Source organism: Halorubrum yunnanense (assembly GCF_026586675.1).
In the GTDB taxonomy this organism is placed as follows: Archaea; Halobacteriota; Halobacteria; order Halobacteriales; family Haloferacaceae; genus Halorubrum; species Halorubrum yunnanense.
The window spans coordinates 8640-24103 of sequence record NZ_JAODIX010000023.1; the positions used below are offsets into that span (position 1 = coordinate 8640).

The following is a 15464-nucleotide window of genomic DNA, read 5'->3' on the forward strand; positions in this document are numbered from 1 at the left end:
GCCGCTCGGCGGCGCGCCGCCGCCCTCATGTTATAAACAATGGCCGGACGTCTCTCGCGCATTTAAGTATCTCCCGTCGCCTACTTCGAGTGTGTCCAGCGTCACCGTCAGCATCGACACGCACGTCCACTCGGACGAGAGCTACGACGGCCACGAGCCGATCGAGCTCATCTTAGAGCACGCCGCGGAGATCGGTCTCGACGCGGTCGTGATCACCGACCACGACGTGATCGGCGAGTCGAAGCGGGCGGCCGAACTGGCCCAGGAGTACGGTCTGATCGGAATTCCCGGCGTCGAGGTGTCGACCGCGCACGGCCACCTGCTCGCGGTCGGCGTCGAGCGCATGCCGCCGCGCCGTCGACCCTACGACGAGACGATCGAGTGGATCCACGAGCACGGCGGCATCGCGATCGTCCCGCACCCCTTCCAGCGCTCGCGCCACGGCGTCCGCCAGCGCAACGTCCCGGTTCCGAGGTCGGACGACGACGCGGTTCCCGTCAGCGACGGGTCGCGGGACTCCCCGCTCGCCGACCGGGACGCGGCGGAGGCGAGAGACGACACCGCCGAGGTCGGCGAGATCGACGCCGTCGAGGTGTTCAACGCCTGGCTGTTCACCGGCTACCGGAACCGCCGCGCGCGGCGCTTCGCGGCGGAGTACGACTACCCGGGCGTCGCCGCCAGCGACGCGCACCACCTGGAGTACGTCGGGCGCGCCTTCACCGAGGTCCGGATCGAGGGGCGCGAGTCGGTCGCCGACGTCACCGCCGACAACGTCCTCGACGCGATCCGCGAGGGGACGACCACGGTCGACGGTCGCCGGGCCCCGATCCGGATGGCCGCGAAACACTACGTGGGGGCCGCGGGCCGCAAGTCAGGGTACTACGCACGGACCGGCGCGGTCCGGACCGCGACCGCGGCGCGGCGGGGAGTCGTCGAGACGCTCTCGACCGCCCGCGTCGCGGCGATACAGGGGACGCACCGCGCCGCGCGGGTCCTCTCCTGGATCACGTAGGGGTCCCCGTCCGACCGCTCGGAGAGCGGGGTTTTTGCACGCGGGCCCGAAACGAACGCCCATGAGTCACGACAGACGCGAGGCCGGCTTCAAGCGGCGGACCCGCGTCGCGGACGCGCTGGCGACGCTGCTCGACGCCGCCGACCCCCACGGCCGGACCGAGTCGGTGCCGGTCGCCGACGCCGACGGCCGGGTCGTCGCCGAGCCGATCGACGCGCCCGCGCCGGTCCCGAGCTACGACCGGGCGGCGATGGACGGGTACGCGGTCCGCGCCGAGGACACCTTCGGCGCCTCCGACCGCTCGCCGGCGGTGCTCCGAGCCGCGGGGACCGAGCCCGAGTCGATCGCGCCCGGCGAGGCCGCGCGGGTCCACACCGGGAGCGCGGTCCCCGGGGGGGCCGACGCGGTCGTCATGATCGAGCAGGCGGAGACGGTCGGCGACGAGGTCGAGGCGTTCGACGCGGTCGCGACCGGGGAGAACGTCGGCGAGGCGGGCGAGGACGTCGCGGACGGTCAGCGCCTCTTCGACGCGGGCCACGTCCTGCGTCCCTCCGACCTCGGGCTCCTGCAGTCGGTCGGGCTCGACGCGGTCCCGGTCTACGAACCCCCGACCGTCGCCGTGATCCCGACGGGCGAGGAGCTGGTCCAGTCCGACCCCGGTCCCGGTGAAGTGATCGAGACGAACGGGCTGACCGTCTCGCGGCAGGCCGAGCGGTGGGGCGGCGAGGCGCGCTACCGCGACGTCGTCACCGACGACGAGGACGCGCTCGCGGCCGCGGTCGAGGCCGACCTCGACGCCGACGTGGTCGTCACCACCGGCGGGTCGTCGGTCGGCGAGCGCGACCTGATCCCCGAGGTCGTCGACGACATCGGCGAGGTGCTCGTCCACGGCGTCGCGCTGAAGCCCGGTCACCCGGTCTGCCTCGGCGTCGCCGACGGTACCCCGGTCGTCTCGCTGCCGGGCTACCCGGTCGCGTGCATCGTCAACGCCGCGCAGTTCCTCCGGCCGCTCCAGAAGCACGTGGGGGGAACGACCGCCGACCCGTTCCCGACCCGACGCGCCGTCCTCGACCGGAAGGTGCCGAGCGAGCCCGGAACGCGGACGTTCGCGCGGGTGGCGCTGTCGGATGGTGAGGCCGACGACCGCGACGACGACCTCCCGACCGCGACGCCGACCCGCGCGAGCGGCTCCGGCATCCTGTCGAGCGTCTCGCTCGCGGACGGCTGGGTCGTGGTTCCGGAACCGCGGGAGGGGCTCGGCGCGGGCGACGTCGTCGACGTCGAGCTCTGGGAGGTGACGCCGTGAGCGACCGCAAGGAGTTCCGCGACCTCGCGACGCCCGAGGCCGCCCGCGAGGCGATCGACTCGCTCGACCTCTCGCCGGAACCGGAGACGGTCCCGCTGGAGGAGGCCCGCGGGCGCGTCCTCGCGGAACGGGTCGACGCCGCGGTCGACGTCCCCGGCTTCGATCGGGCGTCGATGGACGGGTACGCGGTCCGCGCCGAGGACACCTTCGGCGCCGACGAGGCCGACCCCGCGGAGCTCGACCTCGCCGGGGCGGTCCACGCGGGCGCCGCGCCCCAGGTGACCGTCGCGCCGGGGGCCTGCGCGGAGATCTCCACGGGCGCCGTGATGCCCGAGGGCGCCGACGCCGTGGTGATGGTCGAGCGGACCGACGAGATCGGCGGAGGTCCGGACGCCGGCTCCGACCCCGACCGGATTGCGATCCGGACCGCCGTCGCGCCGGGCGATCACGTGATGAGCGCCGGCGCGGACATCGCGGCCGGGGCCCGCGCGCTCGGCCCCGGGACGCGGCTGACGCCCCGCGAGATCGGGCTGCTCTCCGCGCTCGGCGTCGACGAGGTGCCGGTGGAGGGGAGACCCCGCGTCGGGATCGTCTCGACCGGCGACGAACTGGTACGCCCGGGCGAGGCGCTCGACCCCTCGCGCGGCGAGATCTACGACGTGAACTCGACGACGATCGCGGCTGGAGTCGAGGAGGCCGGCGGCGAGCCGGTCCTCTACCCGCACGCCGGCGACGACTACGAGGAGATGGAGCGGCTGCTCCGGCGGGCCGCAGACGAGTGCGACCTCGTGCTCTCGTCGGGGTCGACCTCGGCGAGCGCCGTCGACGTCATCTACCGGGTGATCGAGGAGCGCGGCGAGCTGCTGCTCCACGGCGTCGCGGTCAAGCCCGGCAAGCCGATGCTCGTCGGGTGCCTCGACCGGGGCGGGAGCGAGGCGGCCTCCGGGGGCGACGCCGACGCCCGAACCGGCGAATCGGCGTACGTCGGCCTCCCCGGCTACCCCGTCTCCGCGCTCACGATCTTCCGGACGTTCGTCGCGCCCGCGGTCCGCGAGGCGGCCGGCCGGGCCGAGCCCGCGACGGCGACCGTCGAGGGACGGATGGCGGTCGGCGAGCGCTACGGCGAGGGACGCACGCGACTGATGCCCGTCGGGCTGCTCGACCTGAACGACGGCGACCTCCCGCTCGTCTACCCGGTCGACAAGGGCTCCGGGGCGACGACGAGCCTCGTCGAGGCCGACGGGGTGGTCACCGTCGAGCCGGACACGGAGTACCTCGACGAGGGCGAGCGCGTCTCGGTGCAGCTGTTCTCGCCGGACGTTCGCCCCCCGAGCCTGCTCGGCGTCGGCGAGGACGACCCGGCGCTCAACCGCCTGCTCGACCGGTTGGAGAACCCGCGGTACCTGCCGGTCGGCTCCCGCGAGGGCCTCCGGCGGCTGCGCGACGGGGTCCCGGACGCCGTGGTCATCGCGGGACCCACCGATCGCGAGGTCGAGTCGATCGACCTCGGCGGCTGGACGCGCGACTGGGGGCTCGTCGTCCCGGCCGGCAACCCGGCCGACGTGACGGGCCTCGACGCGGTCGTCGACCGCGACCTGCGGTTCGTCAACCGACCGACCGACTCCGGGCTCCGGCGGAGCCTCGACGACGCGCTCGACCGACTCGCCGCCGAGCGGTCGACGTCGCGGGCGGAGCTGACCGAGGGGATCGCGGGCTACGACCTGACGGTGCGGGCGTTCGAGAGCCCGGCCAGGAGGGTGATCGCCGGCGACGCCGACGTCGGCGTCGGACTGCGCGAGACGGCGAAGCGGCTCGACTGCGGGTTCGTGTCCCTCGGCGAGCAGTCGGTCGTCGTGCGGGCGGCGCCCGAGCGGGCCGACCGCGACGCGGTGAGGGAGCTCGCGGCCGCGCTCGACGATCCAGCTGACCTCCTCGAGGGCCTCGCCGGCTACTCGCGGAACAGCCGGAACGACCCCTGACCGACGACGACCTCGGCGGTGTCCCCGTTGGTCGCGCTGGTGACGGTCATGTCGCTGACGCCGATCGAGCCGCCGGACCTGACGATCGTCGCCTCGGCGCGGAGGTCGCCGGTCGCCGGGCGGAGGTAGCTCGCGTTGAGGTTCACTGTCGCGACCCCGCCGGAGAGCGGGTCCTCGAAGGCGGTGCGCTGGACGATCCCGCCGGCGGTGTCGACCAACGTCGCCGCCACGCCGCCGTGGATCGTGCCGCCGTCGCTGTTCGTCAGCTTGTCGTCGTACGGGATCGAGAGGACGACCCGCCCGCGCTCGACGACGTCGACCGACGTGTTCAGCCACGAGAGGTAGCCGTGTTCCTCCTCGATCCGCCGCTCGACGAGCGCGACCGCCTCGGCCGAGAGGGGGTCCAGATCCGCGACGTCTGTGCGGTCCATACCGCCCCGTCGCGAGGGCGCCGCTTGTAGCCCCCGAAACCCGAAACAACTGACCGGAGGTTGGCGACGGTGACCCGGAGTCGCATCGCGGCGGGACCGGGCTGGCCGCTTATCACCGATGCCGAGCCAGCCGCCCCGTGACCTGACGGGTCGCCCGCGGCGGCCGAGACGGGCGTCCGGCGCACCGCCGCGAGGAGTCGTCCGCGCCGGCTGTTCGCCACATCGCCGTTCGCCCGCCCGCCGGTCTTTCACCCCACGCCGAGCCGGATCGGATCGTCGCTCGGGACCACGTCGAGCGACACGGCTTCGCCGACCGCGAACTCGCGGTCCGGGCAGACGACCTTCGCGCCGTACCCGGGGTCCCGCGCCGCGAACAGCGACAGCCCCACCACGCGCTCGCCGTTCGCGAGCACGTCGACGGGGTCCCACGCGAGCCCGCGGCCGGCCGCGACGCCGACGCGGGTCCCCCACAGCGACGCCTCGGCGTCCGCGCCGAGGCCGTCGAAGGCGTCGCCCCGCCCGAAGGCACCCCCGCCGGGGTAGTGAGCCAGCCCGCCGTCGAGCGGGACTCCCTCGTCGCTCGCGAGCGCGGCGAACGACTCGCCCGGATCGGGGTGGACCGGCGCGTCGAGGACCACGTGCGTCGGACCCCGTTCGACCACGACCCCGTCCCCTCCCCAGGGGATCGGGGCGACCGGGACGTCGACGTCGACCGGGAGCGACCCGCTCGCCCTGAGCACGCTCGCGCCGGGGGCCCGGAACCCGAGGTGGACGTGATCGTCGACCCACTGCCCGAAGAACCCGGAGCGTGTCGTGGGCCCGAGGTCGTCGCCGACGCCAACGCGATCGCCCGGCGAGACCTCCGGGATCACGTGGAGGATTCGAGCGGTCGTCCCGGGTTCGGCCCCGCCCCGCCGGCACCACTCGTCGTCGAGGTCGACGACGATCAGGTGGTCCTCGCTCGCGGCGTACGACCGGTCCGGACAGCCGACGGTCCGCGTCTCGCGAACGACGCCGGAGACGGGCGAGAACCCCCGCCCGTCTTCGGGATACAGGTCGACGGCGCGGCCGTCGTCGTGGGCGGGGTACGGGGAGTTGAACCGCGAAAACCGCCGAAATCCGTCGAGGGCGTCCGGCGGAAGCGTGACTGGCATCGTTGTCTGTGCGAGGGGACTTGATCGTCAAGTGACCGTCGACGGCGGCAGCGGGTGGGAGTCACCTCACCCGTCCGCGGGCTCGATGCCGTCGATCGCGAAGCGAGCGCCGCCCGACTCGGACTCCTCGACGGAGAGCTCCCAGCCGTGCGCCTCCGCGATGTCGACGACGATCGCGAGCCCGAGCCCCGTTCCGTCTCCCAGCGAGACGCCCCGTCCGGTCACCTCCGAGCGCCGATCGGGCGGGACGCCCGGTCCGTCGTCGGCGACCGCGAACGCGACGCCGCCCGCTCGGCGTTCGGTCTCGACGCGCACCGCGACGTCGCTGCCGGCGTGTTCGATCGCGTTGCGGAACAGGTTCGAGAGCAGCTGTTCGAGCCGGTCGCCGTCGGCGAGCACCGTCGCGTCCGGTCCCTCGACGGAGAGCGTCGCGTCCGCGGTCTCGAGTCGCGACCAGACCCGCCTGGCGGTCGCGTCGAGCGACACTCGCTCCACGGAGTCGACGGAGCGGCCCGCGGTCGCCAGCGAGAGGAGCCCCTCGATCAGGTCGTCCATCCGCTCGTGGGCGTTCGCTGCCCGGTCGAGCGCGTCGTCGTCGCCGTCGTGGCGCGCGAGCTCGACGGCAGCGGTCGCCGCGGCGAGCGGGTTCCGGAGGTCGTGAGAGACGACGCCGGCGAAATCCTCCAGGCGCTCGTTCTGGCGCTCCAGCTCCGCCTCGCGGCGCTGTAGCTCCGTCTGCCGTCGCTCCCGCTCGGTCACGTCCCGGAGCAGGAACACGTGCCCGCGATCCGTCCCGCGGGGGTCCGTTATCGGGTCCTCCTGGATGTCGAACTGCCGGTCGCCGATGGCGATCGGATGTTCGACGCCGGTCTCCAACCGCGGGAAGACCGCCGAGAGCGACGAACCGACCGCGTCTGGCGGGAGGAGTCCCTCGGCGGCGGGGTTGAGGTCGCGGATCCGACCGTCGGAGCCGGCCACGATCACCGGGTCCTGCATCACCTCGACGGCGGTGTCGCGGGCGACGACCGCGGCGTCGAGCGTCCCGAGCCAGAACACCGTCCCGTACAGGAAGACGCCGTGGACGACGAGCGCCGACGGGAACCACGCGAGGTTCGCGTAGCTGCCCAGGTCGACGACGGTGGCGATCCCGCCGAGGAACGGGAACAGCGTCCCGAGCAGGATCACGAACGTCTGGAGCCGGTATCGGTTCCCGGTCCGCTGGTAGAGGTCTACGACGACGAGGACGCCGACGACGCAGAGCGCGTAGGCGTACAGGACGAAGCCGATGTCGGCGAGGCCCAGGTCGAAGGAGAGCAGCGTAAACGGTCCCTCGGGGACCGGGGCGAGCGAGCGCCGGGAGAGCCCGTGCGTGGCGCTCGACCACGCGAGGAGCACCCAGACGAACGGGGGCGTCGCCAGCGCGACGATCCGGTGTTCCGTCCGCCACTGGTCGTGTCCGGCGAACGCGAGCGTGAACGCCGTCCAGATCCCGGGGACCGCGGCGATTAGCGGGGTCGTGAGGTTGAGCGTGACGACCATGGCGAGCTCGCTCCCGATCGCGACTCTGACGCCGTACAGGAGTGATATCCCGCCGCCGCAGAGCAGGTACAGTGCGACCTCGGTGCCGCCCGGCTGGTCGCGGTCCCGCCACGCGACTCGGCCGAGCCACAGCCCGATGACTCCGGCGAGCAGGCAGGCCGCGAGGTAGGCTCGCACCGGCAGCGCGCCGAGGTCGCTCATCGATACGTGACCCAGTCAGAGGGCCGGCAAAACGTTTGGGTCATACGCCGAAGCGGCCGCGGTGGACGAGGCCGTAGCCGCGGGCGGGCCTCTTCGCCGGCCGAAACCGGCTTATTCGCTCCGTCCTGCAACCCGGTATGCGCGTGCTCAGGGGGACCGCCGGCGACCCGGACGCGGACCGCGAACGGACGGCGTCGCTGCTCGCGGCCGCGAGCGACGGGGACCCCGGGCTCCGCGTGTGGACCCCCGCCCGACAGGTCGCCTTCGGTCGCCGCGACGCCCGCGCCGACGGCTTCGAGCGCGCCGAGCGGATCGCCGCGGACCGCGGATTTCGACCGATAGAGCGCGACGTGGGCGGGCGAGCTGTCGCGTACGCCGGCGAGACGGTCGCGTTCGCTCACGCGGTCTCGCCGGACGAGGACGAGTCGATCACCGAGCGATACGACCGGACCGTCGAGACGGTCGCCGACGCGCTCCGCGGCCTCGGTGCCGACGTTGTCGCCGGCGAGCCGCCGACGTCGTTCTGCCCGGGCGACCACTCCGTGCGCGTCGCCGGCGGCGGGAAGATCTCGGGGATCGCCCAGCGCCTCCGCGCCGACGCGGCGCTGGTCGCCGGGTGCGTCGTCGTCGCGCCGGGGGACGCGCGGGAGGTCGCCGCCGTCAGCGACGCCGTCTACGACGCGCTCGACGTCGCCTTCGACCCCGAGAGCGTCGGCAGCGTCGCCGCCGCCGGGGGTCCCGGGGACCCGGGCCGGGTCGCTCGGGCGCTGGAGGACGCGTTCGTCGACGGCCCGTGGGGCGACGGGTCGCCTCGAGTCGAGCGGGTCGACGCCCAACGGTGAGCGCCGGTCGGCGGGCCAGTTCGGAGCGGGACGTTTTCCGTCGAACCGGGGGCACGGGGCGATCGGGGACGGATCGAGGTTTCGACGTGCTTTTTATTCGCGGGAGTCTCAGTTCGGCTATGGCAGAATTCAAAGTCGTCATCGCCGACCCCGAGAGCGGCGAGACGTTCCAGCGAGAGGTCGACGGACAGGACGCCAACCGGTTCCTCGGTCGCGAGATCGGCGACGAGATCGGCGGCGACGCCGTCGGGCTCTCCGAGCACACGGTCGAGATCACCGGCGGCTCCGACGAGACCGGTCGACCGATGCGCGAGGACGTCTCGGGCACGCGCCTGAAGGAGCTCCTGCTGGAGGGCGGCGTCGGCTTCAAACCGTCCCGCGAGGGCGAGCGCAAGCGCGTCACCGTCCGCGGCCGCGAGGTCGACGACGACGTCGCGCAGATCAACGTCTCGGTCGTCGAGGGCGACGACGTCGCCGCCGCGCTCGGCGAGGGCGACGCCGACGAGGAGTAAACGCCCGTTTTCGATGCCCCGCGTTCCCTCCGACGGCGAGGGCGTCGCCTCGATACGCGTCTCGCTCGCCCGGAGCGGCGGCACTCGCCGCCCCTGCGTGCGGATTCCCGACGACGAGCTCGCCGACCGGGTCGAGTCCGGGAGCTGCGGGTCGCTGGCGGTCGACCCCGGCGACGTGATCCGGGTCGCGATCGAGCGCGAGGAGCACTACGCCCCCGTGACCGCCGACGGCTCGGGGCGGCTGATCCGCGGCGCGTTCGGTAACCGGCGGCTCGCGCGGGAGCCGGGCGAGGGGGAGAACCGGCTGGTCGCGTGGCTCGAGGCCAACGGCCGGGAGCCGGGCGACAGCGTCGTCCTCGACGTCGTCGTGCCGGGCGAGCTGTACGGGCTTCGGATCCCCGGCGAGCGGGTGGTGTACGAGGCGACACGCGGACCGCGGTCGTCCCTGTCCGACATCGCGCGCGACCTGGACGGCTGAGGCGGCCGAGGGCCGCGGCTCCGGCGTCGCCGGTCCGCGGACCCGGGTCGGATCGCTTATTCTCGCTCGGACCCGATCCGGAGACATGAGAGAGGTCGACGCGGATCTGACGGCGCTCGACCGCGGGATCATCAACGCCTTCCAGGGCGGGTTTCCGGTGACCGAGCGGCCCTTCGAGCCGGCCGCGGCTGCACTCCGCGAGCACGGCGTCGACGTGACCGGGGCCGAGCTGTGCGAGCGCGTGCGCGAGCTCGACGACGAGGGAATCTTATCGCGATTCGGCGCGCTCGTCAACGCCGAGGAGATCGGCGGCGCGGCGTCGCTCGTCGCGATGCACGCGCCCGAGGACCGCTACGAGGAGATCGCGGACCTCGTCAACGAGTTCACCGCGGTCGCGCACAACTACGAGCGCGAGCACCCCCACCTCAACATGTGGTTCGTGGTGAGCGTCGCGGACCACCCGGACCCGGACAGGGACGGGGGCGATCGCGTCGAGGAGGTGCTCGCGGAGATCGAGGCCGCGACGGGCCAGGAGACGTTTAACCTCCCGAAGCTCCGCGAGTTCCACGTCGGCGCGAAGTTCCTTGTCGACGGGCCCGTCTCCGACGGCGACGTCGACCTGTCGGCCCTCGGCCCCGCCGTCACGCCGAGCGACCGGGGGACGCTCACGCGCGACGAGCGCGACCTCGTCGTCGAGATACAGGGCGGGCTCCCGATCACCGAGACGCCGTACGCCGACGTGGCGGCCGCGCTCGACGCCGACGTCGGCTGGGTGATCGAGACGGTAAAGCGGTTCGCGGCGGAGGGGAAGGTCCGCCGCGTCGGCGTCATCCCGAACCACTACGCGCTCGGGTACACGGAGAACGGGATGACGGTCTGGGACGTGCCCGAGGACGCCCTCGACGAGGTCGGCCCCGCGGTCGCCGCGCTCGGCTTCGTCACCCACTGCTACGAGCGCCCCCGCCACGCGGGCGTCTGGGAGTACAACTTCTTCGCGATGACGCACGGGCGGACCGAGGCCGAGAGCGAGCGCCGCATCGCGGAGGTCAAAGAGGTGATGGACGAGTACTGGGACGTCGGGTCGAACGACTGGGACACGCTGTTCTCGACGCGGATCTTAAAGAAGACGGGGATCCGGATCGCCGACCGGGCCGATAGCAACACGACGTGATCCCCCTCTACCACGACTTCGCCGGGGAGTCGGTGCTCGTGTTCGGCGGCGGCAGCGTCGGCGCGCGGAAGGCGTCGCGATTCGCGGACGAGGCCCGCGTCGTGGTCGTGAGCCCGGCGTTCGACGACCGCCTCGTCGACCTCGCGGAGGAGGGCGGCCGGAGCGGAGCCGGCGGTCCGGCGGTGGAGCTCGTCCGCGCCGCGCCGGACGCCGACGCGGTCGCCGGCTGGGTCGACCGAGTCGGACCGGCTCTCGTGGTCGCCGCCACCGACGACGGGGCCGTCAACGCCGCGGCGGAGGCCGCCGCGCTCGACGCCGACCTGCTCGTCAACCGGACGGACGTGTCGGCCGCGGACGGCTCGGCGGGTCGGGAGGCCCGGAGCGTCGTCGTCCCGGCGACCGTCGAGGACGACCCGGTCAGCGTGGCGCTCTCGACGGGGGGTGCGAGTCCGGCGCTCGCGAAGGCGCTCCGCGAGCGCGTCGAGGCCGAGATCGACGGTGCCGGGGCGATGGCGGAGCTCTCCGGCGAGCTCCGCGCGGAGCTCAGAGAGCGCGGGATAGACCCCGAGGCGCGTCGGGAAGCGATCCGTCGCGTCGTGCGATCCGAGGGGGTTTGGAAGGGTTTACAAAAGGGGAGATCCAACGGTCGGAAAGAGGCGTATTCCGTGATCGAGGAGGAACTCAACCGATGAAGGAGACGGGAGCCATCGCCGGCGTGAGCGTCGCTCACGCCCGCGCGACGGTCGACGAGATCGAGTCGGCCGGCGGCGACGGCGTCCGCGCGACCGTCTCGGACCTGCTCGCGCGCGACGGCGTCGAGGAGGCGTTCGCCCTCCAGACGTGCAACCGCTCGGAGGCGTTCGTCGTCACCGACCGGACCGTCGAGGGGGCCGACGCGCTGGCGTCGTTCGCGCCCGACGTCCGCGGTGGCTCGGTCCGCCGACTCGACCACGAGGAGAGCTTGGAACACCTGATGCGCGTCGCCTCCGGATTGGAGTCGCTCGTGCTCGGGGAAGACCAGATCATCGGCCAGCTGCGGGAGGCGTACGAGGAGTCGAAGTCCGCGGGCGGCATCGGCCCGGTCCTCAAAGACGGGGTGACGAAGGCGCTCCACGTCGGGGAGCGCGCGCGGAACGAGACGTCGATCAACGAGGGGGTCGTCTCGCTCGGCTCGGCCGCGGTCCGGTTGGCCGCGACCGAGATCGACCTCACCGACGGGTCGGCGGTCGTCGTCGGCGCCGGCGAGATGGGGACGCTCGCGGCCCGGACGCTCGACGACACGGCTGTCTCCGAGATCGTCGTCGCCAACCGAACGGTGCCGAACGCGGAGTTCGTCGCCGGGGAGGTCGACACGCCCGCCGAGGCCGTGCCGCTCGCGGACCTGCCGGCGGTCGTGCCGGACGCCGACCTCGTGATCACGGCGACCGGGAGCCCGGAGCCGATCGTCGGAGCGGAGCACCTCAAGGACGCGGGGCGGCTCGTCTGTATCGACATCGCGCAGCCCCGGGACGTCGACCCCGCGATCGCCGAGCGCGACGGGCTCACGCTGTACGACATCGACGCGTTAGAGGACGTGACGCGGCAGACCCGCGAGAGCCGCGAGGCGGAGGCGCGCGACGTCGAGGCGATCATCGACGAGGAGCTCGACCGCATCCTGCAGGCGTACAAGCGCAAGCGCGCGGACGACGCCATCTCCGCGATGTACGCGGGCGCCGACCGCGTGAAGGCCCGCGAGGTCGACCGCGCGCTCTCGAAGCTGGAGTCGCAGGGCGGGCTGACCGACGAGCAGCGCGAGACCGTCGAGGACATGGCGGACGCGCTGGTCGGCCAGCTGCTCGCGGCTCCCACCAGCTCGCTGCGCGACGCCGCCGGCGAGGACGACTGGGAGACGATCCGGACCGCGCTCCGCCTGTTCGACCCCGAGTTCGACGCGCCGCCAGACGTCCTGGGCAGGGGGTCGTCGAGCGAGGGGGGCGCCCCCGAGCTCGACGGCCCGCCGGAGTCGGTCGCCGAAGAGCTGGACGATTAGGCCGGTTCGAGCGCGGTCTCGGTGGGTTCCGTCGGAGCGGATTGATCGGGACGTCTCGTCTATTTATAAGCGGTCGATCTGACGGCGGCGGTGAACGCCTCCAGCGGCCGGCCGCTCGCTTATAAGTAGTTGACGCCAGATCGACGAAGAACACCGCCAAAGCCCAAGCCTCGTCGCCGGCGGCTCTGCCGCCGGCTGTCAGAGGGATCTCCGGTCTCTCGCTACTCGCGCCCGTGGGGCGCTTGAGGGCGCGCGCCGGTACGGTGATGAGGTACGAGTTGTCCGCTGCGAACCTCGTCGTTCGACCGCAGGCCCGGCCGGATCCGGTGTCCCGAGCAGTTCGCCTTCTTTTAACTCCCTCCGGCCGTACCCGCCGACATGCGACTCTCCGAGTACGCGGGACGGCTCGACGACGCGCTCGACACGGCGGCGTACGCCGACGTCGACGCCAGCGCGAACGGGGTACAGGTCGGTCCGGACGACGCCGAGGTCGAGCGCGTCGCGTTCGCGGTCGACGCCGCGGCGGCGACGATCGAGGCCGCGGCCGACGCGGCCGCCGACGTCCTCGTCGTCCACCACGGGATCTCGTGGGGGGGCTTCGATCGCGTTACGGGCCAGACGTACGACCGGGTCGAGGCGCTGATCGAGAACGACATCGCGCTATACGTCTCGCATCTTCCGCTGGACGGCCACGCCGACCTCGGCAACGCGGCCGGCGTCGCCGGCGCCATCGGCCTGGAAGAGCGCGAGCCGTTCGGCGAGATCGGCCCGGTCACGATCGGGACGGTCGGGGAGCTGGCGGAGCCGCTCCCGGCCGCGTCGATCCGCGAGACCCTCGACGGGTTCGAAGGGCAGCCGGACGGCGAGGCGTCGCCGACGCGGGTGCTCGACTTCGGACCGGACGAGATCGAGCGCGTCGCGATCGTCACCGGTTCGGGCGTCGACTGGCTCGACGAGGCCGCGGAAGCCGGCGCCGACGCGCTGATCACGGGCGAGGGGAAAGGGCAGGTCTACCACGACGCGCGGGAGGCGGGGGTCACCGTCTTCCTCGCGGGCCACTACGCGACCGAGACGTTCGGGGTGCGGTCCCTCGAGTCGCTGTCGGCGGGGTGGGGACTGGAGACGGAGTACGTGAGCCACCCGACCGGGCTCTGAGCGGGAGCCGACCGGTCGCGCGGCGCGGCCCGTCGTCCCCGAACGCAACCCCTGCCGTCCGTCCCCGAACGCAACCCTTACCGCCCGCGTCCGCCCACTCCGGGTATGCGCGATCACTTCGAGGTCCGGGACCACGACGCCGCCGGGCGGATCGGCCGGCTGGAGGTCCCCCGCGCGGGCGTCACCGTCGAGACGCCCGCGTTGCTGCCGGTCGTCAACCCCAACGTGCTCACGGTCGAGCCGTCGCGGCTCCGCGAGGAGTTCGGCGCGGAGATGCTGATCACGAACTCCTACATCATCCGGAGTACGGACCGGATCCGGGATCGGGTGCTGGAGGAGGGGCTCCACGACTTCCTCGGCTTCGACGGCGCGATCATGACCGACTCCGGCTCCTTCCAGCTCGCCGAGTACGGCGACATCGACGTGACCACCGCGGAGATAATCGAGTTCCAGCGCGAGATCGGCAGCGACGTGGCGACCCCCGTCGACGTCCCGACGCCGCCCGACGTCGACCGCGAGCGCGCCGAGCGGGAGCTGGAGACCACGGAGCGCGCCCTCGCCGACGCCGAGGCCGCGGAGACGGGCGACATGCTCGTTAACGCCCCCGTGCAGGGGTCGACGTTCCCGGACCTCCGCGAGGCGGCGGGGCGACGCGCGACGAACACCGACCTCGACGTGTTCCCGGTCGGCGCGATGGTCCCCCTGTTGAACTCCTACCGCTACGCCGAGGTGGTCGAGGCGGTGCGCGCCGCGAAGCGCGGGCTCGATCCGGACGCGCCGGTCCACCTGTTCGGCGCCGGCCACCCCATGATGCTCGCGCTAGCGGTCGCCGCCGGCTGCGACCTGTTCGACTCGGCGGCCTACGCGCTGATGGCGCGCGACGGGCGCTACCTGACGGTCTCCGGGACGGAGCACCTCGAGGAGATGGAGTACTTCCCCTGTTCGTGTCCGGTCTGCGCCGAGCACACGCCGGCGGAGCTGCGGGCGATGGACGGGAACGACGGCGCCGACGAGGGCGACGCCGACGCGTCCGCCGAGCAGCTCCTCGCCGAGCACAACCTCCACGTCACCTTCGAGGAGCTCCGCCGCGTGAAGGCCGCGATCCGGTCGGGGAACCTCCTCGAACTGGTCGACCGGCGCGCCCGCGGCCACCCCGCGATGCTCGACGGCTACCGCGCGCTGCTGGACCACGCCGACGAACTGGAGCGCATCGACCCCGTCTCGAAGGACGCGTTCTTCTACACCTCCCACGAGTCGGCCCGGCGCCCGGAGATCCGGCGCCACCGCGACCGGCTCGCCCGACTCGAGGTACCGGACCACCTGCTGCTCACGGAGTCAAACGCGCCGTCGACCCACGAATACGACGCGGTGTGGCGCGTGAAACCGCCCTTCGGGCCCTTCCCGCGGGCGCTCTCGGAGACGTACCCGCTCACCGCGGAGGTCCCGGAGCGGCTCGACGACGCGGCGCGGGTCGCCGCAGCCGAAGGCGTCGCCGCCCTCGCGTCGGCGAACCCCGACTCAGAGGTCACCCTCGGTCACGACGGGTGGCCCGAGGCCGCGCTCGACGCCGTCCCCGACCGCGTCGAGACGGAGGACCTGCGGACCCTCGGGCGGTCGGAGTAGCCCGGGGCGGCGGTGGTCGGGGACCGGCCGCC

At 73.1% G+C, this 15464-nt stretch carries 14 protein-coding genes; 11 read left to right on the forward strand and 3 right to left on the reverse strand.

Annotated elements, in window-relative coordinates; translation table 11 throughout:
• The first annotated feature begins 91 nt into the window (after positions 1-91).
• The 3 genes from N5096_RS05080 (at position 92) to N5096_RS05090 (ending at position 4297) form a co-directional block, all read left to right on the forward strand.
• Positions 92-1012: a PHP domain-containing protein gene (locus N5096_RS05080; protein ID WP_267663242.1), complete on the forward strand. Its 921-nt coding sequence runs from the start codon at positions 92-94 to the stop codon at positions 1010-1012.
• Positions 1013-1073: 61 nt separating this feature from the next.
• On the forward strand, positions 1074-2318 hold the full coding sequence (locus N5096_RS05085) for a molybdopterin molybdotransferase MoeA (protein WP_267663243.1): 1245 nt from the start codon (positions 1074-1076) through the stop codon (positions 2316-2318).
• Positions 2315-4297 (forward strand): molybdopterin biosynthesis protein, encoded by a 1983-nt coding sequence (locus N5096_RS05090; RefSeq protein WP_267663244.1) that lies wholly within the window; start codon positions 2315-2317, stop codon positions 4295-4297. The genes N5096_RS05085 and N5096_RS05090 overlap by 4 nt, the downstream gene beginning before the upstream one ends.
• On the opposite strand, the gene N5096_RS05095 is transcribed toward N5096_RS05090, so the two are convergent.
• The 3 genes from N5096_RS05095 to N5096_RS05105 all read right to left on the reverse strand — a co-directional run bounded on the left by N5096_RS05095 (position 4267) and on the right by N5096_RS05105 (position 7622).
• Positions 4267-4728: a PaaI family thioesterase gene (locus tag N5096_RS05095; protein WP_267663245.1), complete on the reverse strand. Its 462-nt coding sequence runs from the start codon at positions 4726-4728 to the stop codon at positions 4267-4269. The genes N5096_RS05090 and N5096_RS05095 overlap by 31 nt on opposite strands.
• 248 nt (positions 4729-4976) lie before the next feature.
• On the reverse strand, positions 4977-5882 hold the full coding sequence (locus tag N5096_RS05100; protein ID WP_267663246.1) for a DUF8155 domain-containing protein: 906 nt from the start codon (positions 5880-5882) through the stop codon (positions 4977-4979).
• A 66-nt stretch (positions 5883-5948) separates the two neighbouring features.
• Positions 5949-7622, reverse strand: a complete 1674-nt coding sequence (locus tag N5096_RS05105; protein ID WP_267663247.1) for a histidine kinase N-terminal 7TM domain-containing protein — start codon at positions 7620-7622, stop codon at positions 5949-5951.
• 137 nt (positions 7623-7759) lie between these two features.
• On the opposite strand from N5096_RS05105, the gene N5096_RS05110 reads away from it, so the two are divergent.
• From N5096_RS05110 to tgtA, 8 genes are all read left to right on the forward strand, one after another.
• Positions 7760-8464 (forward strand): lipoyl protein ligase domain-containing protein, encoded by a 705-nt coding sequence (locus N5096_RS05110; RefSeq protein WP_267663248.1) that lies wholly within the window; start codon positions 7760-7762, stop codon positions 8462-8464.
• 119 nt (positions 8465-8583) lie between these two features.
• A complete protein-coding gene (locus N5096_RS05115; protein WP_267663249.1) occupies positions 8584-8976 on the forward strand; it encodes a 30S ribosomal protein S6e in 393 nt (130 codons plus the stop codon).
• Positions 8977-8989: 13 nt separating this feature from the next.
• On the forward strand, positions 8990-9454 hold the full coding sequence (locus tag N5096_RS05120) for a DUF7112 family protein (protein ID WP_267663250.1): 465 nt from the start codon (positions 8990-8992) through the stop codon (positions 9452-9454).
• An 85-nt stretch (positions 9455-9539) separates the two neighbouring features.
• Positions 9540-10625, forward strand: coding sequence for a siroheme decarboxylase subunit beta (ahbB, locus tag N5096_RS05125; RefSeq protein ID WP_267663251.1), 1086 nt, complete (start codon positions 9540-9542; stop codon positions 10623-10625).
• The gene (locus tag N5096_RS05130) at positions 10622-11317 is read left to right on the forward strand and encodes a precorrin-2 dehydrogenase/sirohydrochlorin ferrochelatase family protein (protein ID WP_267663252.1); all 696 of its coding nucleotides are present in this window, start codon (positions 10622-10624) and stop codon (positions 11315-11317) included. The genes ahbB and N5096_RS05130 overlap by 4 nt, the downstream gene beginning before the upstream one ends.
• Positions 11314-12654 (forward strand): glutamyl-tRNA reductase, encoded by a 1341-nt coding sequence (gene hemA, locus N5096_RS05135; RefSeq protein WP_267663253.1) that lies wholly within the window; start codon positions 11314-11316, stop codon positions 12652-12654. Before N5096_RS05130 ends, hemA begins: the two co-directional genes overlap by 4 nt.
• Before the next feature lie 378 nt (positions 12655-13032).
• Positions 13033-13809, forward strand: coding sequence for a Nif3-like dinuclear metal center hexameric protein (locus tag N5096_RS05140; RefSeq protein WP_267663254.1), 777 nt, complete (start codon positions 13033-13035; stop codon positions 13807-13809).
• A gap of 105 nt (positions 13810-13914) precedes the next feature.
• Entirely contained in the window at positions 13915-15432 is a 1518-nt protein-coding gene (gene tgtA, locus N5096_RS05145) for a tRNA guanosine(15) transglycosylase TgtA (protein WP_267663255.1), read from the forward strand.
• Positions 15433-15464: the final 32 nt, after the last annotated feature.

What these genes read in the sequence shown, in the direction of transcription:
- N5096_RS05085 (WP_267663243.1), top strand. Translation starts at nt 1,074, where the DNA reads ATGAGTCACGACAGACGCGAGGCCGGCTTCAAGCGGCGGACCCGCGTC.
- N5096_RS05095 (WP_267663245.1), bottom strand. Translation starts at nt 4,728, where the DNA reads ATGGACCGCACAGACGTCGCGGATCTGGACCCCCTCTCGGCCGAGGCG.
- N5096_RS05100 (WP_267663246.1), bottom strand. Translation starts at nt 5,882, where the DNA reads ATGCCAGTCACGCTTCCGCCGGACGCCCTCGACGGATTTCGGCGGTTT.
- N5096_RS05105 (WP_267663247.1), bottom strand. Translation starts at nt 7,622, where the DNA reads ATGAGCGACCTCGGCGCGCTGCCGGTGCGAGCCTACCTCGCGGCCTGC.
- N5096_RS05110 (WP_267663248.1), top strand. Translation starts at nt 7,760, where the DNA reads ATGCGCGTGCTCAGGGGGACCGCCGGCGACCCGGACGCGGACCGCGAA.
- N5096_RS05115 (WP_267663249.1), top strand. Translation starts at nt 8,584, where the DNA reads ATGGCAGAATTCAAAGTCGTCATCGCCGACCCCGAGAGCGGCGAGACG.
- N5096_RS05120 (WP_267663250.1), top strand. Translation starts at nt 8,990, where the DNA reads ATGCCCCGCGTTCCCTCCGACGGCGAGGGCGTCGCCTCGATACGCGTC.
- ahbB (WP_267663251.1), top strand. Translation starts at nt 9,540, where the DNA reads ATGAGAGAGGTCGACGCGGATCTGACGGCGCTCGACCGCGGGATCATC.
- hemA (WP_267663253.1), top strand. Translation starts at nt 11,314, where the DNA reads ATGAAGGAGACGGGAGCCATCGCCGGCGTGAGCGTCGCTCACGCCCGC.
- N5096_RS05140 (WP_267663254.1), top strand. Translation starts at nt 13,033, where the DNA reads ATGCGACTCTCCGAGTACGCGGGACGGCTCGACGACGCGCTCGACACG.
- tgtA (WP_267663255.1), top strand. Translation starts at nt 13,915, where the DNA reads ATGCGCGATCACTTCGAGGTCCGGGACCACGACGCCGCCGGGCGGATC.